This window comes from Odoribacter splanchnicus DSM 20712, from assembly GCF_000190535.1.
Lineage (GTDB): Bacteria > Bacteroidota > Bacteroidia > Bacteroidales > Marinifilaceae > Odoribacter > Odoribacter splanchnicus.
This window is the reverse complement of record NC_015160.1, coordinates 995,153-1,018,802: the sequence shown is the minus strand read 5'-3', so window position 1 is coordinate 1,018,802 and position 23,650 is coordinate 995,153. Positions and strand designations below refer to the sequence as shown.

Below are 23,650 nucleotides of genomic sequence, written 5' to 3'. Positions count from 1 at the left end.
GTGGTGTTTGATGGAAACGTAACGTAAAGTTTTTTGTGTAGTGAGGAGTTCCGCCGGTCAGTGAAGGAAAGCCTTACCGGACCGGTCCGGGCGACCGGGTCTGACGACACAGAACCCGAAATCGGAATAGAAAGAAAAAATTAATTCTACCATAAATTTGGAGTGACGGAGAATTAGAGTTTACTTTACTTTTCTCCATTGTTTGGCAAACTTTTATTTCCCTGTAACTAAAAACGGTGCAATGTTTTAAAACTAAACATTACACCGTTTTAACTATTTTCACCATTTTAAGAAATTATGTTTTATAAAACTATTTCTTTTGGTGTTGTCAAGGAATTATTTTCCGAGCATTTCGCAAATTTCGTTGTATACAAACTCTCCGGTAAAGCCGAACTTTTCGTCCAGTACTTTGGCCGGGGCAGAATATCCGAAGTGATTTACGCCGTGGATTTTGCCGTTACATCCGACCAATCCTTCCAGAGTTACCGATAAACCGGCGGTCAGGCCGAAATGAGGCGTAGAGGCCGGAATGACTTCTTCCTGGTAAGCGGTCGGCTGCTGACGGAATAAACCTTCCGAAATAGCCGATACAACCTGTGAAGCGATACCTTTTCTTTCGAGTAACAACTTGGCGGCATCGATCAGGGTGGCCACTTCCGATCCGGATGCGATTAGGATCACTTTGGGATTTTCACCGTTTTTCTGTACGATGTAAGCTCCTTTTTCTGCTTTTAAAGCTTCGGTATAACGGTCGGTTACGGCCGGCAGATCGTTGATATTCTGACGGGACAATACGAGAGCCGTCGGAGTTTCGGTATTTTCCATCGCCATTTTCCAGGCCACCGAAGTTTCGGCTGCATCGGCCGGACGTAAAGCCAGCATGCTCATTTTTCCGGCGTGGTTCTGCATTTTTTCCAGCAGACGCAACTGGGCTTCGTGCTCGATCGGCTGGTGGGTAGGACCGTCTTCACCGACCCGGAAGGCATCGTGGGTCCAGATGTATTTAACCGGCATCTGCATCAGAGCCGATAAACGGAAAGCCGGCTTCATATAATCGGAGAATACAAAGAAGGTTGCGCAGGCAACATGAATACCGCCATGAAGGGCGATACCGTTACAGATTGCAGCCATAGTCAACTCGGCAACTCCGGCTTGCAGGAATTTACCGCTGAAATCTCCTTTCACTAGGTTGCGGGCTCCTCCTTTGATAAAACCGTCTGTCTTATCTGAATTGGAAAGGTCGGCAGAGCTGACGATCATATTTTCAACTTCCTGTGCCAGTGTAACCAATACATCGGCTGAAGCCTGACGGGTTGCTATATTGGCTTTGTGTGCAATAGCTTTATAATCGATAGCAGGCGCTTCTCCCGACATAAACCGATGGAATTTGGCTGCTAATTCCGGGTTGGCTTTTTCCCAGGCAGCTTGTTCGGCTTTTTTCTGTTTGGCCTGAGCCCGTTTCTCTTCCAGTACCTGCGCATAATATTCCTGTACATCCGGGAAGATAACGAATGGATTCTGAGGATCTCCGCCCAGGTTAGCCACCGTATTTTCAAAAGAAGCTCCGGCAGCGCTCAGCGGTTGTCCGTGAGTTGATACTTTGTTGGAGAAATCTTCTTCGTTGGCACCGACAGCTCCTTTCCCCATCAGGGTGTGTCCGATGATGAGTGTAGGACGTTCTTTTTCTTCCTGTGCCACTTTCAGGGCCTGACGGATTTCTGCTGCATCGTTGCCGTCGATGGTGATGACCTGCCATCCCCAGGCTTCATATTTTTTGGCTGTATCTTCGTGGGTTACTTCATCCACTTTGGTAGAAAGCTGGATATTATTCGAGTCATAGAACATGATCAGGTTAGCGAGTCCGAGTGTACCGGCAATACGTCCTGCACCTTGGGAGATCTCTTCCTGAATGCCACCGTCCGAGATGAAAGCATAGGTCTTGTGGGCCATCCATTCACCGAAACGGGCTACCAGAAAACGTTCGGCGATAGCTGCTCCGACGGCCATGGCATGTCCCTGACCCAGAGGACCTGAAGTATTCTCTACACCCCGTTTTACGTCTACTTCGGGATGACCGGGAGTGATGCTGCCCCATTGACGGAAGTTTTTCAGATCTTCCATGCTATATTTACCAATCAGGCTCAACGTTGCATAAAGCATCGGTGACATATGACCCGGGTCCAGGAAAAACCGATCCCGGTTTACCCACTCGCCATCGTCCGGATCGAAATTCAGAAATTCAGAATATAGCACGTTGATGTAATCGGCACCACCCATCGCTCCTCCGGGGTGACCTGATTTTGCTTTTTCAACCATTGAGGCTGCCAGAATTCGGATGTTGTCCGCCGCTCTGTTGGTAGTTGTATTCATGATATAAATTTAAAATAGATTTTTGGTTTTTTGCAAATTTATAAATAATCTTTTGAAAAATAAAAGTAAAAATTACACTTAATTTTACTTTTCTTCTTCCGTTTAGAGATTCAGCTCTTTAAACTGGTGTTCCCACCAAGCCGGTTGATCTTTCAGATATTTGGCGAAGTAGGAGAGAATCGTATTGTTCCACAGGATACGCTGATTGTAATCGACCACGGCATGATCGGCATCTTTAACCAATACTAATTCGACATCTTTACCCAATAATTTCAGAGCAGTATAAAATTGTATACTTTCGTTTGTCGGTACATTGACATCTTTTGTACCGTGGATTAACAGGATAGGCACTTTCACCTGATCGGCATTGAAAAGGGGACTTTGGTCGACATAGATATCCTTACGGTTCCAGGGGAAAGCGTGTGCCGAAGCGTTGGTACTGTAGCCGTAACCCCAATATCCGCCTCCCCAATAGCTAGAGATAGAGGAAATGCCGGCATGTGAGATAGCACAGGCGAAAATATCGGTTCGGGTGGTAAGGTATTCGGTGGTAAAACCTCCGTAAGAAGCTCCCATACAACCAATCTTAGAAGCATCGATAAACGGATGGGCTTTGGCAAATGCTTTGGTCGAGGCGATAATTTCGTCGGCTGTGATTTTACCCCAATTGTTTTGGTGGCGGGCAGAAAATTCCTGTCCGTATCCGATGGTTCCGGAAGGTTGAAGCACATATACGACATAACCGTTGGCCGTATAGAGGTTGAAAGGCCAGCGTCCGCCGAAACTACGGGAGACGGGGGTCGTTCCGCCGTAGTAATAAACGATCAGCGGATATTTTTTGGCCGGATCGAAATCGGCAGGCAGATAATAACGTCCGTCGATCACCGTACCTTTCTTATACTTATAGTCCCAGTCTTTCATCTCTCCGAAAACAATATTCCGGTATTGCTCTTCGTTGGGATCCGCCCAGAGAGCCGCTTGATTATCGGTTAGGTTCAAGGTATAGATCCGGGGAGGATAATCGGTGTTCGAAGCGGTATACATCATTCGGTCGGCATGGCTGGCAAAACTGGTCCGGAGAATCATGTCTCCCGGGCATTCGATCCGGGTGAATTTACCGTCGGCATAGCAATACAGATGTACGAAATCGGCATCGGTCGTTTTTATATAGATATTACCGTTTTTATGCCAGGTCATTTCTTCCACCGAAGGATTGAAATCGCGGGTGATCGCGTCCACTTTTTTAGTGGCCAGGTCATAAATATACAATTGGGTATCGTATTGGTTGGCAATCTGATTTTTCCCGATGTTTTCTCCCAGTTTACCGAAGGCCGAAGGGCCGCCGCTGATCAGCAGTTTTTTGCCATCGGGAGAGAAAGTACAGGATATGGAATAAAGCCGGTCCTTCCAAAGGGTATCCAGTTGTTGGGTGGTGATATCCATCAGATAAATATCTTGTTTGTTATAGGGATATTCCGTATAAGCCGGGCGTGAAGTGGAGATCAGTAATTTTTTACCGTCTGCACTGATATCCATAAGCGAAGTGCTCAGATTTCCCCAGGTGAGCCGGGAATGGAGGCCGGTAGCGAAATCGTACTTACACAGATAACTCCGGTTACGGAAATAGTCCTGCCGATCTTGTATGCCGTCCAGTTTACGCAATTCCCATTTGGGATCGCTGTAGTTTTCATTGGCATAATAGATCAGATAAGAACGATCGGGTGACCAGATGCAGCTCTGAATTTGCCGGTCTTCTTTGATCAGACGGGTTTGTAGTTGTTTTTCCAGGTCGTAACTATATAAAGATTGTCCGTTGCCTTCTGCTTGCAGGAAAGAAAGTTTGTCCTGATCGGGAATCCATTGCAGATTACGTACGTTATTGCCATAAAAGGTATAGACGATTTCTTTGTCGGCGATCCGGTATACGTAGGTATTGTTACTGCTTCGGCCATCTACGGTATTGGTGATCCCGACAAGGGCATATTTTCCGGTGGGGGAGACAGACAGATGGGATACTTGTTTACCGTTGAGCACATCGTAAATATTCTTGCCTCGTTGCGGGGACAGAGAGAAACCGAAAGGGAGCTGTTCGTAGGCTTTGTCGGCTTTAAAATTAGCATACAATACATTGCCTCCCTGAGTGGCCGTTTTTACGATAATCGTGTGTTTTCCTGGAATCCAATCGCCGTGAACGATTTTTTCTACGGGTTTATTATCCGCAGAACCGGCTTTTTTTACTCCATCGATATAGACTTCGGCCTGACCGAATAGCCGGAAATGAAAACTTCCGCTCATCCATTCGGAATTGCTGAAATAGACCGCGTAATAATTTAGCGTCGGTTGATCTGTTTTTTCACCGGCTGTTACGGTATCCCGGTTCATCGGGGCCACCGTCCACCGGAGCCGGTGAAAATGATTCTCCTTTGAATCGGCATCGGGAACCAGGCTGCCGATATTTACTCCGGAGTAATCGGTGAGCATGGCATCTGTAAATACCTGGTCTTTGACATTTTTTACATGGCTCAAGGCCGGCTTCTCCATTTTTATAGGTGTCAGGCTCAGCCACTCCTTGATATCCTGTGCGTTGGCAGTCAAGGACCCTGCAATGAATAATGAGAGTAAAAATCCTTTGTTTTTCATCGATGATAAGGTTTATCAGGTTTTAGCTTTTTAACATTTTTTCTTTCTGCGAAGGTATCGCTTTTTGATTGAAAAGAAAGTTAATGTCTAGTTAAACCCGGAGTAACTTAATCGTTCTTTTACCGTACAAGTCAGAAAACTTTAAGTTATGCGAATATTGATTTGTCTGTTAGCCTTAGCGGTGACCCTGACCTGTTGTAAGTCGAATAAAAGAATGATACGATCGGAGGTAGGGTATGTATCTACCCAACCGGTAGAAGTTGCTGTACAGGAGAAAGTACAGGATACCTTGATCGTGGAAGAAGAACCGGTGACGGTGAAAAAGGAGAAAGTCGGTTTGACGGACGGTGCCGATTTGATGCGGTATTGTATTATTGTCGGGAGTTTTATTTACCGGCAGAATGCGATCAACTTGCGGTCGGACCTGATGCGCCGCGGATTTTTGGGTTGTTCGATTATGCAGAATAGTGAAGGGATGTACCGCGTTAGTGCGGTTTGTGACGATACTCACGCCGATGCTGCCCGGGAGCTTATCCGTATCCGTAGACAATATCCGCAGTTTCGGGATGCATGGCTCCTGGAGGTCAAAGAGGACTAGTCTTCGAGCATCGAATCGTGGCGGTTGACTCTCACCACTCCTTCCAGATGTTTTAGTCTGGAAATCAATTGGGACAGGTGTTCGGTATTATCGATCAGGACAGTGATATTACCATCGAATACCCCCTCGGCGGCATTGATCGAAATGGCCCGCAAGGTAGCATGCGGATCTTTGGCGATCAATTCGGTAATTTTGTTGATGATATTACCGTCCTCTTTGCCTGTCAGATTCAGGACGGTTTGATAAGAAGTGGCTCCATCGTTGGTCCAGCGGGTCTTGACGATCCGGTAAGGATAACGGCGAACCAGCTCCAGGGCATTTTTACACTGGCGGCGGTGTACTTTAATCCCTTCGCCGATGGATACGAAACCGATGATATCGTCTCCGTATACCGGATTACAGCAACGGGCGAACTTATACTCTACATTATCCACATTTTTATCGATCAGCAGTACATCTTCATCGATTTTTTTTGGACGTACCACTTTGATATCTTTAGGCGGAACGACAGGGGCCGGCTTTTCTTCCACCTGCGTCAATATCTCTTTGATTTCGGAAGGATCGTGCTTGCCGATAGCGATGCCGTGGTAAAGGTCGAGAGCGAACTTGTATTTGTAGTGCTGCATCAGTTTGCGGATCACTTCGTCGTTGAATTCGATTTTCCAGTTTTTCAGACGGCGCATCAGTGTTTCCTTGCCGATATCGGCCTGGTGGTTGATTTCTTCATTCAGGTATTGACGGATTTTATTCCGGGCTTTCGAAGTGACTGTAAAACTCAGCCAGTCGGCTTTCGGTTGCTGGTTGGCGGCAGTGATAATAGAAACCTGATCTCCGTTTTTCAAAACATATTTCAGGGTTTCATTCCGGTGATTGACAATACCTCCAACACACTTGCTCCCGATATTGGTGTGAATAGCGTACGCAAAATCCAATAAGGTGGCTCCTGCCTGTAACGTTATTAAATCTCCTTTGGGAGTAAATACATGTACCTCTTTATCCTGGAGGTTGATTTTCATATCATCCAGTAATTCCAGCGCATTCTCATTATTGCTTTCCAGGATTTCGCGCAATTCGTTCAGCCAGTTTTCGATAATCGAATCCGAAGATCCCCCTTTGTATTTCCAGTGGGCAGCGAATCCTTTCTCGGCAATCTCATCCATACGTTCCGTCCGGATCTGTACTTCTACCCAGCGTTTGCCAGGCCCCAGCACGGTGGTCTGCAACGATTCGTATCCGTTGGATTTGGGTACAGAAATCCAGTCCCGGAGACGCTGGGGATTAGGCGTATACTTATCGGTTACGATAGAATATACCCGCCAACAGTCGGGCTTCTCATTTTCGCCGACACTGTCGATAATGAAACGTACAGCAAAAATGTCGAAAATTTCTTCAAATTCAACCTGGCTTTTCCGCATCTTATTTAAGATCGAGGCAATCGTCTTCGTGCGGTATTTCATTTTAAATTTGATACCTCTCCGGTTCATTTCTTCGGCAATCGGAGCGATAAATTCGGCAATGTAAGCCTCCCGGGCGGTTTTCGATTCCTTTAATTTTTGTTCGATCTCCCGGTAGATTTGGGGATTGGCATAGCGGAGAGCTGTGTCTTCCATCTCCGATTTGATATTGTACAATCCCAATCGATGGGCAAAAGGGATGTAAATATAGCTGGTTTCCATGGCCAGCTGTTTTTGTCCGGCCTCCGAAAGCTGTGCAGCCTGCCGTAAAGCATAGAGTTTTTCGGCCAGGAAGATCAGCTGTACGCGGATATCTTCGGCAAAACTGAGCAATAATTTTCTGAAATTCTCCGAGTTTACAATCCGCTGGGTGGCATAAATGTGGCTGATATCCTTCAGTCCTTTGATGATTTGCTCTACTTTTTCCCCGAACATCTCCCGGATTTGCTCCAGGGTGATCATTTCTTTTTCCACTGTTTTGTGGAGCATGGCACAAATGATAGAAGTCCGGCCTAAGCCGATTTCCTGGGTAATGATCAGCGTAATATCCAAAATACGGACGATCTCCTGATAGTTTAATTCCGAAGCTTCGGTTTCGTTTTGGATGGCTATCTTAAAGGCTTTACGGATCAACCGGATGTCTTCGCTCGAAATCAGGTTCCGGCAGGATTTTAACACAGCCGTATATTTACTCAATATGATCGGACGATAGGTTTGTTCTGTCATTGCGTTCATAAGTGAATCTTGTTAGAAGGTGTCGCTTTTTTCTGTTTGTAAAAATAGCGATTCTTTTGAAGATTATCGATCCGGCAATTCTATTTTTGTGTAAAAGTTTGTTGAAAAGTGTGTGTAAAGAATAAGTGTACAGAAATATGAAATCAGAAATGAACTGCTGTAATCTGCTACCATGCTGTTATCCCGGAAAATCCGGAAAATCTTTATCGGGCCGCTTGGAAAATAATACGTTGAAGTATAAACAGGAAAGGCCGGTTTAAAATTACGAGGATATGCTTGAAATCAATTTTTTATGTATATTTACGACGATCAAACGTGGGATTATTTTGAACCGTATACAACTTTTTGGAAAGGATAAAAATATAAAATATGACAACAAAAGAGAGATATGAAGGCGTATTGGGGTGGTTTGCCGGGAAAATGCCGGTAGCCGAGAGTGAATTGAAGTATAACGACCCTTTCGAATTGATCGTGGCGGTGATTCTGTCCGCCCAGTGTACCGACAAACGGGTGAACATGACGACTCCGGCTTTATTCGAACGCTTTCCCGATGCAAAGGCCATGGCTGCCGGGACAGTGGAGGATATCTATCATTTGATCAAATCAATTTCCTATCCGAATAACAAAGCTAAGCATCTGCATGAAATGGCCCAAAAACTGGAAAGGGATTTTCAGGGAAAAGTGCCTGAGGATATGGAGTTATTACAAACGCTTCCCGGTGTGGGGCGTAAGACGGCCAATGTTGTGATGGCAGTGGCATTCCACAAACCGGCCATGCCTGTGGATACGCATGTTTTCCGGGTATCTAACCGGATCGGGTTGGTGAATAACACAAAAACGCCTTTGGAAACTGAGAAACAGTTGGTAAAAAATATTCCGGCGGAGATCTTGTCGACGGCTCATCATTGGCTGATTTTGCACGGACGTTATGTTTGTCTGGCCCGGAAACCGAAGTGTGAGGAATGTGGAATCCGGCAATGGTGCCGTTTTTTTCAGAGTAGACGGTGAAGGGGGAACGGGGAATGGAGAAAGGAAACCTCCCTTCTCCTTTTTCCTTTCTCCTACATTTACTTGTAATATATAGCTGCCCAGGCTCCGGATTTCACTTTGCCGACACCCGATGGCGGACAGGTATCGCTGTACAGTGTAAAAGGAAAATTGAAAATCATCGATTTCTGGGCTTCGTGGTGCGGACCTTGCCGGATGGAGAATCCCAATATGGTGAAACTATACGATGATTTTAAAGACAAGGGCCTTGCTGTGATTAGTGTATCGCTTGACGAACGTAAAGCCGCCTGGACGCAAGCGATCCAAAAGGACGGTATGCCGTGGGTACACGTGTCCGACTTAAAAGGCTGGAAAAGCGAAGTGGTGAAGTTGTACAATGTAGATTCCGTACCGTGTATTCTGGTACTTGATGAGAATAACCGGATTCTGGCCAAGAACATCCGGGCGGAAAAATTGCGGGCCTTTGTGGAAGAGCGGCTGGGAAAATAGGTTTGGGTCGTTATATATTACGATGGAGTTCATACCTGTTTTTTATTATAAGCCGGTTTCGATAGGAAAATCTGTAGGAATTATTTTTCTTACAGATTTTCTATATATGTTTATCCTAAAAATGTAGAATTATTCCGATCCTTGTTCGTCTTCGGTATTCGTGTTCGGGGACCATTGGAGCTCTGTCGAGTGTTGTCTTGCTTTTTCTGAACGTCCGACCGGTGGTGTCTGACGAGCTTGCGAGGAGTTCCGTCGGTCAGTGAAAGAAAAAGCCAGATGACCGACAGAAGCGACCGCGTCCCCGAACACGAATACCTTCGACTCCCGTCATCACTGCCTGGCAAGCTAAACCGGACCTGAAAACCATAAATTTCAACGAAAAAATATTTTCCGGTAAAGTAACCCAACTATCCATAATCCGATAGAGGTGAGCCGATATTTTATTCTATAAAATTTTTCTAATTCTTCCTTTGCCAGGTCGTGTTAACGTGAGATGCAGGGTTTTATGGCGGAAGACCATTGGAGCAGGAACGAGTGTCCGGTTAGGGTTTCCGAACGCCCGACCGGTGGTGTCTGACGAACGCAGTGAGGAGTTCCGCCGGTCAGTGAAGGAAAGCCTTACCGGACCGGTCCTGGCGAACCGGTCTGACGGCACAAAACCCGGAATCGGAATAGAAAGAAAAAATTATACCTAGAATTATTCTGGTACTTGTTTGTCTCCCGTGACCCGGTCGCTTCCGCCGGTCAGTGAAGGAATCTTTACGGTAAATGCTCCCTTTCAGCAAAAGATTTACTCGATGATATGCATTCCCGTCAGTTCGGAAAAATGACGCAAGAGGATAACTTTTATTTCAGATAAATCGACCGGATGTCCTAATTCCTTTTCCATGGAAGTCACTCCTTTGTCGACAAATCCGCAAGGATGGATATAATTGAAATAATTCAGATCGGTATTCACATTTAAGGCAAAACCGTGCATCGTGACATATCTGGAACATTTCACACCGATGGCACAAATTTTACGGGCCCGGGGGGTATCCGGTTCGAGCCATACTCCGGTTGCTCCCGCCAAACGGAAGCCCTGAATACCGAAAGAGGCGATCGTGCGGATCACAACCTCTTCCAGCCGGTCTACATAATCTTTTACCCCTAACCCGAAACTCTCCAGATCGATCACCGGATAAACCACCAGTTGCCCAGGACCGTGAAAAGTAATATCTCCTCCCCGGTCGACTTTTATAAATTCGGCATGCTTAGCCCGAAGCTGTATCGCGCTGATCAGCATATTCGCTTCATTACCGCTTTTTCCCAAAGTATAAACAGGGTCGTGTTCTACAAAAAGCAAGTGGTTTTCGGGAATTTTATTCCCTGCCTTCTCCGCTTTCACTTTCTCCAGCAGCCGTTCCTGCAATTCCCAGACTTCCCGGTATCCTTTTTGTCCCAAATCTGCAAATACCGTCTTTTTCTTCTCTTCCATACCCTTGCCGGTTTTCACTTTTTGATATGTCTTTCCGCATGATAACTGGATCTGACCAACGGGCCGCTTTCTACAAAGGTAAATCCTTTCCTGAGCCCGATCTCTTTATACTCTTCAAACACTTCGGGCCGGATGTATTCTTTAACTTCGGTATTTTTAGCCGTAGGTTGCAGATATTGTCCGATCGTCATGACCTGACATCCAACATTTCTCAAATCATCCATGGTCTCGAGAATCTCTTCCCTGGTTTCACCTAACCCCAGCATAATTCCCGATTTAGCCACACACTGACTAGCAGCGATTTGTCCGATCACTTTCAAAGAAACTTCATAAGTTGCCCTACTCCGGACACTATCGGACAAACGTCTCACCGTCTCCAGATTATGCGATATCACTTCAGGTCCGGCATCGATAACCTGCTGTACCAAATCCGTCCGTCCCTGGAAATCAGGAATCAATACCTCCATCGTCGTATCCGGATTTTCTTTCCGGATAGCCCGGATCACCTTTACCCAATGCGAAGCACCCAAATCCTCCACATCGTCCCGATCGACCGAAGTGATCACTGCGTGCTTCAAACCGAGTAACCGAATCGACCGGGCTACATGTTCAGGTTCCTGAGGATCCAAAGGAGCAGGATGCCCTGTCGTCACATTACAAAACTTACAGGCCCGGGTACATATATTCCCCCCGATCATAAAAGTAGCCGTTCCGCACCCCCAGCACTCTCCCTGGTTAGGACACCTCCCGCTTGTACAAATCGTATTCAGATGATGCCCCCGGATTGTGTTCAGTACATCGACAGAAAGCTGTCCCATCGGCAATTTGATCTTCAACCATTCCGGTTTTCTTCTGGTATTTTCCATTTCTAAAGTAAATCGTATTCGATTGCAAAAATAAAAAAGAAAAACGTAAAAGCCGGGAGATACATAAAAAAAGAGCGCATATCCTTATGCGCTCTTCGCTAACTAACCCTTAAAACTGTGAATTAAAAATGTGGTTATTCCCGTTTAATACCACTTAGTTGTTGTCCATGATGGAATATTTTGTTGTTGTTTTCATTTATAAGATGCAACAACTAGAGATTGGTTGCGTCGGAAATATTATTTTTTTTCAAAAATATTATCGACAGCTAAAAAAGAAAGGCAGTTATATACATATTTACCGGGACGTGACTTCCTGTTATACCCGGGTGAAAGATGTCCCGGTGACACCCCTCAAACCGGTATCCGTTACCTATGGGTATTTGAGTGTATTCAATAACTTGAAATGGGAACCTGTCGCTTATGCCGGACCTCGGGAAGGACGGTTCCTTTTTTAAGATGTCGGGTATAGAGTGTTTATTACGTAACGATGGCAATAGTGTATATCCTGGCCATCGGTATGAATTGAATTATCATGACGGCTCGGGATGGTGTTGCCACCGATCTGGCTCCCTTACGCTTTACAGATCGGGTAGCGATGAAATCCTCTGCCTTGCCTGCAGTTGAATTGATTCCTGAGTGGGATAAGGCGATAGAGTCGGGGCATAGCGGTGTCCGTTTAATTGAAATGCCTCTTCAGGCGAATATTTTCAGTTTGTATGTAGAGAGCGTAATTAAGTCGGGTAAATTGCTTTATCAGAAGCGAGCCTTTATGCGCCGTCGTCTGATAGTAGCCTGTCGTTGCTGTGGAGAGACTGATGTGTTTGTGAAACATTACCCCCGTCCCTTTGTTTCCTACTACCAGGCATTATGACGATGGGACGGTTGTATCATTTTATGGGTGCAGGGTGATCAGAGGGGAGATTATCGCTATGATTCCTGTGGTAATCAATCCGATATAGATCATGAGGCGGGTATGGGCGATCTCTTTCGGGTGTTCGATCAGATAACGGTTGTGTTCGTCGTATTTCAATAATCCGGCGATTTTCTTTTGGCGAAGGGTATAGCGTAGTAAATAATAGAAGATCAGCGCACCACTCAGCCCGACGAACATACCTGCCAATAAGTCGCCCGGGTAATGTACACCTAAATAGATGCGGGTATAACAATTCAGGACGGCCCAACATAGAATGAAAATACTTAACCAACGTTGTCTGAAGAAAAAAAGCAGGAAGAAGGCTAACCCGAAGGAATTGGAGGCATGACAGGAAGGGAACCCATAACTGCCTCCCCGTTTCCCGTTTACGATATGAACAAATTCGGATAAAGGATTGTTGAGATTCGAAGGACGCAAACGCTCGACTGCGGGACGTATCCAGGTGGCACATAGCTGATCGGCATAGGTGATGGTTAAAGCAATGGCGACGGCCGTGAGTAAAGTTACATATACATTAAAATTTTTGCAGAGTATATAGAGAATCGTAGCGTACATCGGGATCCAGATAAATCTTCCGGTAAAAAGCCACATAAAACTATCCCAATAGGGAGAATGTAAGCCGTTCAGTGTTAACAACAGCTGTTGGTCTAATTGCTGTAAAGTTTCAAGCATAAGATTTGTTTTTTCATGTAAACGTACCCCGGAATATATAGTTCACTGAAAAAAGGAACGTTTAAATTGGTTGAAAGAATAGCTATCTCCGGCGTAAAGGTATTATTTTTCCCGAAATTTAAAGTAATAATTTTCAAAAGATTACGACTTTGACCTGCTCTCCTTATAGAAGTCGTTGAAAACCAAGTAAAAATGTTCGTTTTTGAGTTTATCAAAGTGTATAAACTTTATGTGTTCGGTGCAGAAGATTTCATAAATAACTTACAAACTGAAAGCTTTTAAACGAAGAGTACCGTTCAACGGTTACAAAAGTTGTTGTAATTCAAGGAGATCAGAAATTGGGGTTGACTGTTTTAACTGGGAACAGTGGTTTTCCGGCCTAATCCCTGGGAATCGTGAACCAGAAAGTCGATCCTTTCTCCGGTTCCGATTCTACTCCGATTTTTCCGTTGAATTTGTCGATGATAGTAGAACAGATCGATAGGCCTAATCCTGTTCCCTGGATGAAATTGTTTAATTTGACAAAGCGACGGAAGACACTGGCTTGTTGATCTTTCGGAATACCGATTCCGGTATCTTCTACATAAAAGTAAATATCTTTTTCCCGGAGTCGGTAGCCGAAAAAAATGTGGCCTTGTCGGGTGAATTTCAACGCATTGTTCAGGAAATTAGAAATCACCTGATTGAGGCGTATACGGTCGATTTTGATTGCATACTCTTCAGCCTGTTCTGGTATGAATTTAATTTCGATACCGGTTTTGGCTTTTAGTTGAAAGACGGATTCGATTTCCTGAAAAAATTGATTCAGTTCCACTGTGTTTTCCGTAAAATCCATCACACCGGCTTCAATCTTGGAGATGTCCAAAATGTCGTTGATCAGTTGCAGCAAAAGGTCGTTGTTGACAGAGATAATCCGGGTATACTCGGCCTTATCTTCTTCGCTGAAGTCCATTTCGCTGGCCAGTAGATTTGAAAAACCGACAATGGCATTGAGCGGAGTTCTGATTTCGTGACTCATATTGGCAATAAAAGCGGATTTCAACCGATCCGATTCTTCTGCTTTGGCTTTTGCCTGAATCAAATTCGCTTCGATCTTTTTCAGATTATCGATATCTGCACTCAGAAAGACCAGTTCGACTTGTTCGCCGGAAGCATGAGGATCACGAAGAGAGGCATGATATTTATACCAATGCCATTCGTTGTTCTGGCGGATGCGGACATGTCTGCCGAAAGTATGGGCTTGCCCCTGAGCAGCTTCGTCGATAAATTGTAATAATGCTGTCCGGTCTTCCGGATGCATATATCGGTAAGTATCGATCACTTGTGTGATATCCCGGGTGGTTTCTCCTAAATTGATAAACCACTGATCGGTAGCAAATCCCTGGCGAGTAGATACGTTCCATTGAGCTACTCCGATATGGGCCTGGATCGAAGCAAAACTGAAAAGTGATTCGAGTTCCGCTACCCGTCGTTTGGATTGGGTATTTCGTTTTTCACTGCGGAAATGTTCGATGCCTATACATAAAATTTGGGCCAGGGTTTGCAAATAGATTTTATCTTGCTGGCTGCAAGGGCGGACTTGCCGGACGTAGTCGACCCCGACATATCCCCACAATTGGTTGTTCACATGAAGGGGGGCGACGAACATAGAGATAATTCCTTGCTCCAGCAGGAGGTGGCGCTCTTTTTCAAATTTGATTTTTTGTGTCACGCGCAGGTCTTCGGTGATCAATAGCTTATCTTCCTGCATCTGACTATACAACCACGGAATATCCTCGTTGGGAATATGCTGAAGATATTCGATTTGAGGGGGGACCGTATCGGCACAAATTTCATATGTATTCTTGCTGGTATTGTGTTGCATATCGAACTCGAAAATATAAGCCCGGTCTGCTTCCAGTTCTTTCAACATCCTTTGCAGAATTTTTTCCACGGACTCCTTTTCATTTTTAGCTTCCAGGAAAACCCGTAAGGCTGCGGATAAATGTTCCTGGTTATTCATGGAAGTATCGATTTCACTTTGTGTTTTGTCCAATTTTTTCCGATAAAAAACAAATCGTAATGAAGTGAAAATGACCAGATAAATGAGAATACCACCCCCCAGGCTACCACCGCACAACAACAGGAGTGTCCGGTGTTTAGTCCAAAAGGTCGGAGGCCGATTATAGAAATAGAGCCGGGAGGTGTTACAATTGCCGATGTTTAAATGATTGGCTTCCAATAGAGTTTCATTGATATGTACACCGAGGGATTGAGTATTGCTCTGGAGGGGAATAGCTTTAGCCGGTACTCCGCCGAGAACCCGGAGGGCCAGCTCCGACAATAAAACCCCGTAATCGAAACTTTCAGCATAATATCCTCCGATATAATCGATATTGTTATTCCCCCAATCCGTGACAGAGAATACGGGAGTCGGAGCCAATTGGCAAATATTATGGTGTACTTTTTCATGATCGTATAAGTACCCCTCTGCATCCTGCATCCAGCCAGTCAGTAATATACCGGTATTCGGCGAAAGATGCTGCAAACGTTCATATAGCGTGTTGGTCGAAAGGAAACGGCCGTCCAGAAAAGTGAATTTCAGATCGGAAGGATATTCCTGAAGGTATTTTTTTACCAGAAGGGTAGAATAAATCCCGAAAAACTGGCAATCTCCGATAACGGCGATTTCTTGTAAATCAGGACGTAAAGCCTGCATGAGCTGTATGTTTTGCGGGATGTATATATCTTCGGTAATTCCGGTGGCATTATAAGATCGGCATAAATCTTGGGTAAGCTGAAAGTTATGGGCAGACAATCGGGTAGGGTGAAGGTATTCACTCAGGTCTAAACTATATTTTTTTACTCCGACTAGTAGAACATCTACATTTTTCCAGGAGTCCTGACGTGTATACCGATAGGCCATCCAGGCGGCATCCGCGATGAGGATAACCATTTTGGGGGGATGTAACCGATGATTGTTCAAAATGAAACGGGTACTTTGAATCCAGATTTCCGGTGAAGCAAACAAATCGGTATTTAAATATTCGCTATATACCGGGTAGGGGCAATCGTTTTTTTTTAATTCTTGACGGAATGAGGCCTCGAGCGTTTTTGCCCAGCTTGAATTACTATTGTATGAACTGATTAATAAAATATAATCTTCCCTTTCTCCTTTTACTTGAGTAGGTAAAATTATACCTGTAATTACAATCAGAATAACCAATAGGCTTTGCATGCCGTTCGTGTGTTTTTCCTCACAAAGATAGGTTTTTATTTCGAGTCTGATTATGATTTCCCGGAACTTTACATTATAAATCAACTAAGAAATCAATACCTTATAGAAAACTGTTCCGACCGGGTAACCCAGGTATCCGTCTGCCGATAGGATGACTTGTTCTGATGACACAAAAACCGAACTCGGAATAGAAAGAAAAAAATATACCTGCCTTTTACTGGAACAATAGAGAGAAAAATAAGTGGTTGATTATTCGTATGATATGATAATGGTGAATATTTTATTTCAAAAATAATCGAAAAATGGTAACCTCGGGTTGGTTTTGCCCGTAGAAGAGGGTGTAAATGATGATTGAATTTATGATTTTATTTTAGCTGTTATTTAGATTAAGATTATTTAGCACACACCACGAGGGAGAGGAAGCTTATCAACAAGCTGATTTTCGGAAAAGTTCTTTATATTTTGGAAAGTGATCTACGGGAATAATACACCACGCACATATACACCACACAGACGCACGCACATATAATAACATCTTTTCATTAATCCCACTATTTTCCGATATAAAGAATCTACGAAAATGTCTCCCTTTTTTTATTTTATTTACCTTTTACTTAAAACCTTTTATTTCCTGTTTGTTGTTTTTTCCTTAACTTTGCAAGTTATTTGTAAGGATTGAAAAAATGAAAGAATTTCAGGAAGAAGAGGGACAGATTGTCATTTACGGTGCACGTGAGCATAATCTGAAAAATATAGATTTGACTATTCCGCGGAATAGTCTGACTGTCATTACCGGATTGAGCGGGAGTGGGAAATCGTCTCTGGCTTTCGATACGATATATGCAGAAGGACAGCGTAGGTATATGGAGACTTTTTCGGCCTATGCCCGTCAGTTTCTGGGAGGGATGGAACGTCCGGACGTCGATAAAATTACAGGATTGAGTCCGGTTATTTCTATCGAACAAAAAACGACTAATAAGAATCCCCGTTCGACAGTAGGTACGACGACCGAAGTTTATGACTTTTTGCGTTTGCTTTTCGCACGTGCCGGCGAGGCTTATTCTTATGTTACAGGGAGCCGGATGGTGAAATATACGGATGAGAAGATCATCGAATTGATTCAGAAAGATTTCGCTGGAAAAAAGATTCTGCTTTTAGCACCGGTAGTGAAAGGACGGAAAGGAAATTACAAAGAGCTTTTCGAAAATTTACGGAAGAAAGGATTCATTTCGGCACGGGTAGACGGGGAGATCCGTGAAATCGGACTCGGTATGAGTGTGGATCGGTATAAAATCCATGATATCGAGATTGTGATCGATAAGATGATTGTCGACCATATCGATTTGAAACGCCTGAAAAGCTCGGTGGCTACCGCCATGAAAAACGGTAAAGGGGTGATGATGGTTAAACCGTTGGATCGTGGGGATATTAAATACTATAGCCGGCATCTGATGTGTCCGGATACCGGGATTTCTTACCGGGATCCTGCTCCTCATTCTTTCTCTTTTAATTCCCCTCACGGAGCTTGTCCCAAATGTAAAGGGTTGGGGTATGTGAATGCGGCCGATATCGATAAGGTCATTCCTAATAATGCGCTTTCGATTTATGAAGGAGGGATCGAACCGCTGGGAAAATATAAAAATAGCATTCTTTTTTGGCAAATAGAGACGGTGTTGAAAAAACATGGCTATGAATTGCATACTCCGATCCGGGAGCTTTCGGAAGAGGCTTTGACGGATATCCTGTATGGTTATCCCGGACAAATCCGGTTAGAGAATACAGCTTTGGGTGTCTCTTCCAATTCGCTTTATAATTTCGAAGGTATTATCAAGTATGTCACTATGCAGGAGGAGAATAGCACTTCGAAAAAAGCGAATAAATGGGCCGAACAGTTTATTTCGGTTGTAAAATGTGACGTATGTAACGGGCAGCGCCTGAATCAGGAAGCTTTGAATTTCCGGATTGCCGGTAAAAATATTGCTGAACTGGCTTCTATGGAACTGAGCGATTTGTATGAATGGGTATGTACCACCGAAGCACAGCTCGAAGACAAACAACGGCAGATTGCCGGAGAGATATTTAAAGAAATCCGTACCCGGTTGAAGTTCCTTTTGGATGTGGGCTTGGAATACTTGTCTTTGAATCGTCAATCTATGACTTTGTCCGGCGGGGAATCGCAGCGGATACGTTTGGCTACTCAAATCGGTTCACAGTTGGTAAATGTGTTGTATATTCTGGATGAACCGAGTATCGGCTTGCACCAAAAAGACAACCGGCGGCTGATCCATTCCCTGCAACAATTGAGGGATAATGGAAATTCGGTGATCGTAGTGGAACATGACCGGGAGATGATGGAAAGTGCGGATTATATTGTCGATATGGGCCCAAAAGCCGGTAGGAAAGGGGGAGAAGTTACCGCTATCGGTACGATCGACGATATTAAAAAGAGCGATAGTCTGACAGCTCAATATCTGAATGGTACCAAAAAAATACAGATACCCGAAAAAAGAAGGGAAGGAAACGGAAAATTCCTGACCTTGAAAGGATGTACGGGGAATAACCTGAAAAAAGTAGATGTAAGCATTCCTTTAGGGATGTTGGTATGTGTGACGGGAGTCAGTGGAAGTGGCAAGTCGTCGTTGATCAACGGGACTTTGCATCCGATCCTGACCGAAAAGTTCTATCGCGCGATTACCTCGCCTCTTCCTTATAAAGCTATCGGGGGAATCGAACATATCGATAAAGTAGTGGTGGTGGATCAAAGTCCTTTGGGCCGTACCCCCCGTTCGAATCCGGCGACCTATACCGGTATCTTTACCGATATACGTAAGATTTTCGAGAAGTTGCCGGAAGCTCAGATTCGCGGATATGGAGCCGGACGTTTTTCATTCAATATTCCCGGCGGACGTTGTGAAGAGTGTAAGGGAGCCGGAGTGAAGACGATAGAGATGAATTTCCTGCCGGATGTGTATGTGCATTGTGAAGCTTGCGATGGAAAGAGATATAATAAAGAGACCCTGGAAGTGAGGTATCGCGGAAAATCGATCGGCGATGTGCTGAATATGACGATCAATCAGGCAGTCGAGTTTTTCGAAAATGTCTCTTTCTTGCAACAAAAGCTGAAGGTGCTTCAGGATGTGGGATTAGGCTATGTGAAACTGGGCCAGCAATGTACGACTTTGAGCGGTGGAGAATCACAACGAATCAAGTTGGCGGCTGAACTGGCAAAGAAAGATACCGGAAAGACACTTTATATTCTCGACGAACCGACTACGGGATTGCATTTCGAGGATATCAATATACTGTTGGAGGTTATACAGAAACTGGTGAATAAAGGAAATTCTGTCATCGTTATCGAGCATAACCTCGATGTTATTAAAGTGGCCGATTATCTGATCGACATGGGACCTGGAGGGGGGAAAGAAGGAGGAAAGATCGTGGCTACAGGTACACCCGAAGAGGTAGCTGAATGCAAAAAATCGGAGACCGGTAAATTTCTGCGGGAAGAGTTGAAAAAGGTAAAAGGCTAAAGGCTATAAGCTAAAGGCTAAAGGCTATAAGCATATATTTCGAACTGCCTATAGCTTTTAGCTTATAGCCTTTAGCTTTTAGCTTATAGCCTATAGCTTTTAGCTTATAGCCTTTTACTTTTTAAATGATTCCCAGTACGTTCAGGAGGATCAGGAATATACAGATAGGGGCTATATATTTGAGAATAAAAGTATAGAGCCGGAAGAAGCGGGTTTTCAAACTGCCGTTGTTGCTGATTTCACTGTAGAGGATGCTTTTATCCAGGTACCATCCGGCGAAGATACAAATCAGAATACCTCCCAAAGGAAGTAATATATTCGAACACAGATAATCACAGGCATCGAAAAGGCTCATTCCGAAAATTTGTACATGGCGGAGGGGTCCGAATGAGAGAGTATTGAAACTACCGATACAAGTGATGACCAGCGTGGCGATTACCGTAGCCCAGGGGCGTTTCAGTTTCTTTTCTTCAACAAGATAGGCTACCGGCACTTCCAGTAAAGATATGGCGGAAGTCAGGGCGGCGAAAGTGAGCAGGATGAAAAAAAGGATCGCCCAAATTTCACCTGCAGGCAGTCCCTGAAATACTTTAGGGAGAGTCAGGAAAACCAATCCCGGACCGGCTTGTGGATCGATATGAAAAGAAAATACGGCCGGCAGAATAGCGATACCCGCTAAAATGGCAACCAGGGTATCGGTGATAATTACTTTCAGGGAGATACCGGTCAGATTGTCGTTTTTAGGAATATAAGAAGCATAAGTCAGCAGAATACCCATCCCCACAGAAAGTGAGAAAAAAGCCTGACCTAAAGCGGATAAAATACTATCGGCGGTGAGCTCGGACAGTTTGGGAAAGAATAAGAATCTCAAGCCTTCTGCCGAACCGCTTAAAGTCATAGAATTAATACTCAACGCAATAATGATGATAAACAGTAGGGGCATCATCAGTTTGGAATACCTTTCTATCCCTTTTTGCACCCCTCCCATGATAATCGCTCCGGTAAGGAACATAAAACCGATATGCCAAAGAAGTGCTTTGTAAGGATGGGAAATGAAATTGGTGAAAATGGAATTTATATCTTCTGCACTTTGCCCGTGAAAGGAGTTACTTATCGACAACCACACATATTCGAGCGTCCAGCCGGAAACCGTTCCATAAAATGAAAGGATCAGAGTGGCTGCAATAATCGAGAGGAGACCGAACAAAAACCACTTCGTGCCCGGTGCCAATACGCGGAAAGTACCGAGTGCATTTTGTTGGGAACGACGTCCTAAAGAAAATTCGGCCAACATCACCGGTAAGCCTATGGCTATGGTAAAGAATATATAGACGAGTAAAAAAGCTCCTCCGCCGTTTGTACCTGCCACATAGGGAAATTTCCAGATATTTCCTAAACCGACTGCCGAACCTGCTAAAGCTGCTATAGCCCCGAATTTGGATTTAAAACCGATTCTATGGTTTGAATGGTGCATATCAGATCTATTTTTGACTGTAAAAATAAAACAATTCTTGTTCCCAGTTAACTTTGCAATAAAGTTTAACAGATTGAATAATAATGTTTTTGAATTCAATTTGATTTACTTTCAATTTGAAATTGAATTTTCTTATCATGTAACGATTCTGAAGTAGAAAAGTTGATGCGAGCTACTTTTCCGGTTAATAGTTGCAATGGTTGCAAAAGTTTCAGAAATTAAGCCTAACCGCTGCCGTGTTTTAGTCCAATTAATATTTCTTCGATAAAAAAATTGAAAACCACTTGTGTGTTACTATGGAGTAACATATATTTGTGACTGAACGGTAACATATATAAAAACAGTAAGAAAATGAAAATAGAAAAAGACAGGGAAACTACAGAAAAGCGTTTGCTTACGGCAGTCGGTGAAATCATAGAGGAAAGCGGACTTGAGTCTTTAGGGGTAAATGCCGTAGCACAAAGGGCCGGAGTATCAAAGATGTTGATATACCGCTATTTCGGATCATTGGAAGATTTGATAGCCCAATATATCATGCAGCGAGATTATTGGGTAAATATTCCGACAGAGATTCCCGGGAAGAATGAACTAAACGCATTTGTTAAAGATATGTTCCGGGAACAAATTCGGCAGTTAAGGGAGGATAAAATGCTGATACGCCTATACCGTTGGGAATTGTCTGTCAATAATCCGATAGTAGAACAAATAAGGCGGAAGCGAGAGGAAAACGGGATTAAATTGATTGAATTTATTAGTCGTATTTCCGGTGTTCCTTTTTCTCAAATTCAATTTTTGGCAACAATGATTAGTAGTTCTATTACCTATTTAGCAATGTTCGGGGATGTCGGAAAAGTTTATAATGGTTACGATTTTAAGACCGATGATAGTTGGGAACAGTTAGAAAAAGGAATTAATTTGATTGTTGATAAATGGATATGATATATAAAAAATATAATAAGTTTAGTAATCATGGTTTTAGGAAATATAAATATACATGCTCAAAATCCCGATTTCCTGTTTATGGTAGAGTATGCCATTAAAGCACCGTCAGGGCATAACACCCAACCGTGGCTTTTCAGGATCAACGAAAATAGCATCGAAATACATCCTAATTTTGACAGGGCGTTGCCTGTTGTTGATTTTGATAACCGAGAATTGTTTATCAGCTTGGGATGCGCTTTGGAAAACCTTTGTATAACCGCTTTAGAAAAAGGTTATGATTATGATGTTGAATTAACGAAGACGGGGATTATAACTGTTTACCTCTCCTCTCCGGATACCTCTGGATATAATTCGTTATTTCAGCAAATTCCGTTAAGACAAACAAATCGTAGTATATACAACGGAAAACAAATACCGGAAGAAAATATTGCTGAATTAAGAGAAGTTATAAATGATGAAAATATCAATATTCGTTTTTACAAACATGGAACTCCTGAATTCGATGCCATAAGGAATTATATCGAACAGGGCAATCGGATTCAAATGCAGGACAAAGCATTTAAAAAGGAATTGAAAGAATGGATGCGTTTTAATAGGAAACACAGCGAAAAAACAAATGACGGTTTAAGCTACCTTGTTTTCGGTGCCCCTAATCTACCCAGGTTTATTTCAAAGTCTATTATTGGCCAAGCTGTAAATGAATGGTCGCAGGTAAAAGGGGATAACAAGAAAATCGCATCCGCTTCACATTTGGTTTTATTTACAACGCAAAACGATAATATTCCCGAATGGATTGATCTCGGACGAAACCTGCAACGTTTCCTGCTAAAATCTACTGAACTGAACATTATTCATTCTTACTTTAATCAACCGAATGAAGTACGGGAATTATCTGTAAAAATGGCTGAATCCCTCGGTTTAGCCGGGGAATACCCTACAATACTATTACGAATGGGTTATGGTGAAACGATGCCATATTCGAAAAGAATAAACGTAAATAAAGTTCTTATAAACAATTGATAAAAACACTGCGAGAATGATAAATAAGTGTAGATATGTATATCACTGTCTTCCTGTAAATTTAAGTTTGACATTTATTTTTACTATAAGCAAAACGGCGGACAAATGGTAGCGGAAAACGATTTATGATGTCTGTAAAGTACCCGTCGTAAACAGATGTACAATGTAAGATAAAATCCCTAAAAATAGGTATTGCCGGGTAATTTCAAGCCCTGTACTTTTAC

At 43.6% G+C, this 23,650-nt stretch carries 16 protein-coding genes; 8 read left to right on the top strand and 8 right to left on the bottom strand.

Annotation, left to right across the window (positions count from 1 at the left end; genetic code table 11):
* Window positions 1–336: 336 nt before the first annotated feature.
* Window positions 337–2,370, bottom strand: coding sequence for a transketolase family protein (locus tag ODOSP_RS04290; protein ID WP_013611161.1), 2,034 nt, complete (start codon window positions 2,368–2,370; stop codon window positions 337–339).
* A gap of 102 nt (window positions 2,371–2,472) precedes the next feature.
* Entirely contained in the window at window positions 2,473–5,010 is a 2,538-nt protein-coding gene (locus ODOSP_RS04285; RefSeq protein WP_013611160.1) for a S9 family peptidase, read from the bottom strand.
* Between the two features lie 148 nt (window positions 5,011–5,158).
* On the opposite strand from ODOSP_RS04285, the gene ODOSP_RS04280 reads away from it, so the two are divergent.
* A complete protein-coding gene (locus tag ODOSP_RS04280; RefSeq protein WP_013611159.1) occupies window positions 5,159–5,608 on the top strand; it encodes an SPOR domain-containing protein in 450 nt (149 codons plus the stop codon).
* On the opposite strand, the gene ODOSP_RS04275 is transcribed toward ODOSP_RS04280, so the two are convergent.
* Complete coding sequence (locus ODOSP_RS04275; RefSeq protein WP_013611158.1) at window positions 5,605–7,797, bottom strand: RelA/SpoT family protein; 2,193 nt, start codon at window positions 7,795–7,797, stop codon at window positions 5,605–5,607. The two genes, ODOSP_RS04280 and ODOSP_RS04275, sit on opposite strands and share 4 nt — an antisense overlap.
* Window positions 7,798–8,166: 369 nt before the next feature.
* Between ODOSP_RS04275 and nth the strand changes: the two genes are divergently transcribed.
* Window positions 8,167–8,805: an endonuclease III gene (nth, locus tag ODOSP_RS04270; protein WP_013611156.1), complete on the top strand. Its 639-nt coding sequence runs from the start codon at window positions 8,167–8,169 to the stop codon at window positions 8,803–8,805.
* 72 nt (window positions 8,806–8,877) lie between these two features.
* Entirely contained in the window at window positions 8,878–9,294 is a 417-nt protein-coding gene (locus tag ODOSP_RS04265; protein ID WP_083813716.1) for a TlpA family protein disulfide reductase, read from the top strand.
* A 790-nt stretch (window positions 9,295–10,084) separates the two neighbouring features.
* On the opposite strand, the gene lipB is transcribed toward ODOSP_RS04265, so the two are convergent.
* Both lipB and lipA read right to left on the bottom strand, forming a co-directional pair.
* Window positions 10,085–10,771, bottom strand: a complete 687-nt coding sequence (gene lipB / locus ODOSP_RS04255; RefSeq protein WP_013611155.1) for a lipoyl(octanoyl) transferase LipB — start codon at window positions 10,769–10,771, stop codon at window positions 10,085–10,087.
* Between the two features lie 14 nt (window positions 10,772–10,785).
* On the bottom strand, window positions 10,786–11,637 hold the full coding sequence (gene lipA, locus ODOSP_RS04250; protein ID WP_013611154.1) for a lipoyl synthase: 852 nt from the start codon (window positions 11,635–11,637) through the stop codon (window positions 10,786–10,788).
* Window positions 11,638–11,804: 167 nt separating this feature from the next.
* Here lipA and ODOSP_RS04245 point away from each other — a divergent pair, with 167 nt between their 5' ends.
* Together ODOSP_RS04245 and ODOSP_RS04240 are read left to right on the top strand one after the other, a co-directional pair.
* Window positions 11,805–12,092, top strand: coding sequence for a hypothetical protein (locus ODOSP_RS04245; protein ID WP_095074647.1), 288 nt, complete (start codon window positions 11,805–11,807; stop codon window positions 12,090–12,092).
* A gap of 77 nt (window positions 12,093–12,169) precedes the next feature.
* The gene (locus ODOSP_RS04240) at window positions 12,170–12,508 is read left to right on the top strand and encodes a hypothetical protein (RefSeq protein ID WP_022159953.1); all 339 of its coding nucleotides are present in this window, start codon (window positions 12,170–12,172) and stop codon (window positions 12,506–12,508) included.
* A gap of 21 nt (window positions 12,509–12,529) precedes the next feature.
* On the opposite strand, the gene ODOSP_RS04235 is transcribed toward ODOSP_RS04240, so the two are convergent.
* Both ODOSP_RS04235 and ODOSP_RS18660 read right to left on the bottom strand, forming a co-directional pair.
* Window positions 12,530–13,243, bottom strand: a complete 714-nt coding sequence (locus ODOSP_RS04235) for a phosphatase PAP2 family protein (RefSeq protein ID WP_013611153.1) — start codon at window positions 13,241–13,243, stop codon at window positions 12,530–12,532.
* A 379-nt stretch (window positions 13,244–13,622) separates the two neighbouring features.
* Complete coding sequence (locus ODOSP_RS18660; protein WP_013611152.1) at window positions 13,623–16,460, bottom strand: ATP-binding protein; 2,838 nt, start codon at window positions 16,458–16,460, stop codon at window positions 13,623–13,625.
* A gap of 683 nt (window positions 16,461–17,143) precedes the next feature.
* Between ODOSP_RS18660 and uvrA the strand changes: the two genes are divergently transcribed.
* Entirely contained in the window at window positions 17,144–19,990 is a 2,847-nt protein-coding gene (gene uvrA / locus ODOSP_RS04225; RefSeq protein WP_013611151.1) for an excinuclease ABC subunit UvrA, read from the top strand.
* 121 nt (window positions 19,991–20,111) lie between these two features.
* On the opposite strand, the gene ODOSP_RS04220 is transcribed toward uvrA, so the two are convergent.
* Window positions 20,112–21,464, bottom strand: a complete 1,353-nt coding sequence (locus tag ODOSP_RS04220; protein ID WP_041556379.1) for a sodium-dependent transporter — start codon at window positions 21,462–21,464, stop codon at window positions 20,112–20,114.
* A gap of 351 nt (window positions 21,465–21,815) precedes the next feature.
* On the opposite strand from ODOSP_RS04220, the gene ODOSP_RS04215 reads away from it, so the two are divergent.
* The gene (locus ODOSP_RS04215; RefSeq protein ID WP_013611149.1) at window positions 21,816–22,403 is read left to right on the top strand and encodes a TetR/AcrR family transcriptional regulator; all 588 of its coding nucleotides are present in this window, start codon (window positions 21,816–21,818) and stop codon (window positions 22,401–22,403) included.
* 30 nt (window positions 22,404–22,433) lie between these two features.
* A complete protein-coding gene (locus tag ODOSP_RS04210; RefSeq protein WP_013611148.1) occupies window positions 22,434–23,426 on the top strand; it encodes an Acg family FMN-binding oxidoreductase in 993 nt (330 codons plus the stop codon).
* Window positions 23,427–23,650 lie beyond the last annotated feature (224 nt).

Coding starts and splice junctions, on each gene's coding strand:
- ODOSP_RS04240 (WP_022159953.1), top strand. CDS start 12,170: ATGACGGCTCGGGATGGTGTTGCCACCGATCTGGCTCCCTTACGCTTT.
- ODOSP_RS04210 (WP_013611148.1), top strand. CDS start 22,434: ATGGTTTTAGGAAATATAAATATACATGCTCAAAATCCCGATTTCCTG.
- ODOSP_RS04285 (WP_013611160.1), bottom strand. CDS start 5,010: ATGAAAAACAAAGGATTTTTACTCTCATTATTCATTGCAGGGTCCTTG.
- ODOSP_RS04235 (WP_013611153.1), bottom strand. CDS start 13,243: ATGCTTGAAACTTTACAGCAATTAGACCAACAGCTGTTGTTAACACTG.
- ODOSP_RS04245 (WP_095074647.1), top strand. CDS start 11,805: ATGATGGAATATTTTGTTGTTGTTTTCATTTATAAGATGCAACAACTA.
- ODOSP_RS04275 (WP_013611158.1), bottom strand. CDS start 7,797: ATGAACGCAATGACAGAACAAACCTATCGTCCGATCATATTGAGTAAA.
- lipB (WP_013611155.1), bottom strand. CDS start 10,771: ATGGAAGAGAAGAAAAAGACGGTATTTGCAGATTTGGGACAAAAAGGA.
- ODOSP_RS04290 (WP_013611161.1), bottom strand. CDS start 2,370: ATGAATACAACTACCAACAGAGCGGCGGACAACATCCGAATTCTGGCA.
- ODOSP_RS04215 (WP_013611149.1), top strand. CDS start 21,816: ATGAAAATAGAAAAAGACAGGGAAACTACAGAAAAGCGTTTGCTTACG.
- ODOSP_RS18660 (WP_013611152.1), bottom strand. CDS start 16,460: ATGCAAAGCCTATTGGTTATTCTGATTGTAATTACAGGTATAATTTTA.
- ODOSP_RS04280 (WP_013611159.1), top strand. CDS start 5,159: ATGCGAATATTGATTTGTCTGTTAGCCTTAGCGGTGACCCTGACCTGT.
- uvrA (WP_013611151.1), top strand. CDS start 17,144: ATGAAAGAATTTCAGGAAGAAGAGGGACAGATTGTCATTTACGGTGCA.
- lipA (WP_013611154.1), bottom strand. CDS start 11,637: ATGGAAAATACCAGAAGAAAACCGGAATGGTTGAAGATCAAATTGCCG.
- ODOSP_RS04220 (WP_041556379.1), bottom strand. CDS start 21,464: ATGCACCATTCAAACCATAGAATCGGTTTTAAATCCAAATTCGGGGCT.
- nth (WP_013611156.1), top strand. CDS start 8,167: ATGACAACAAAAGAGAGATATGAAGGCGTATTGGGGTGGTTTGCCGGG.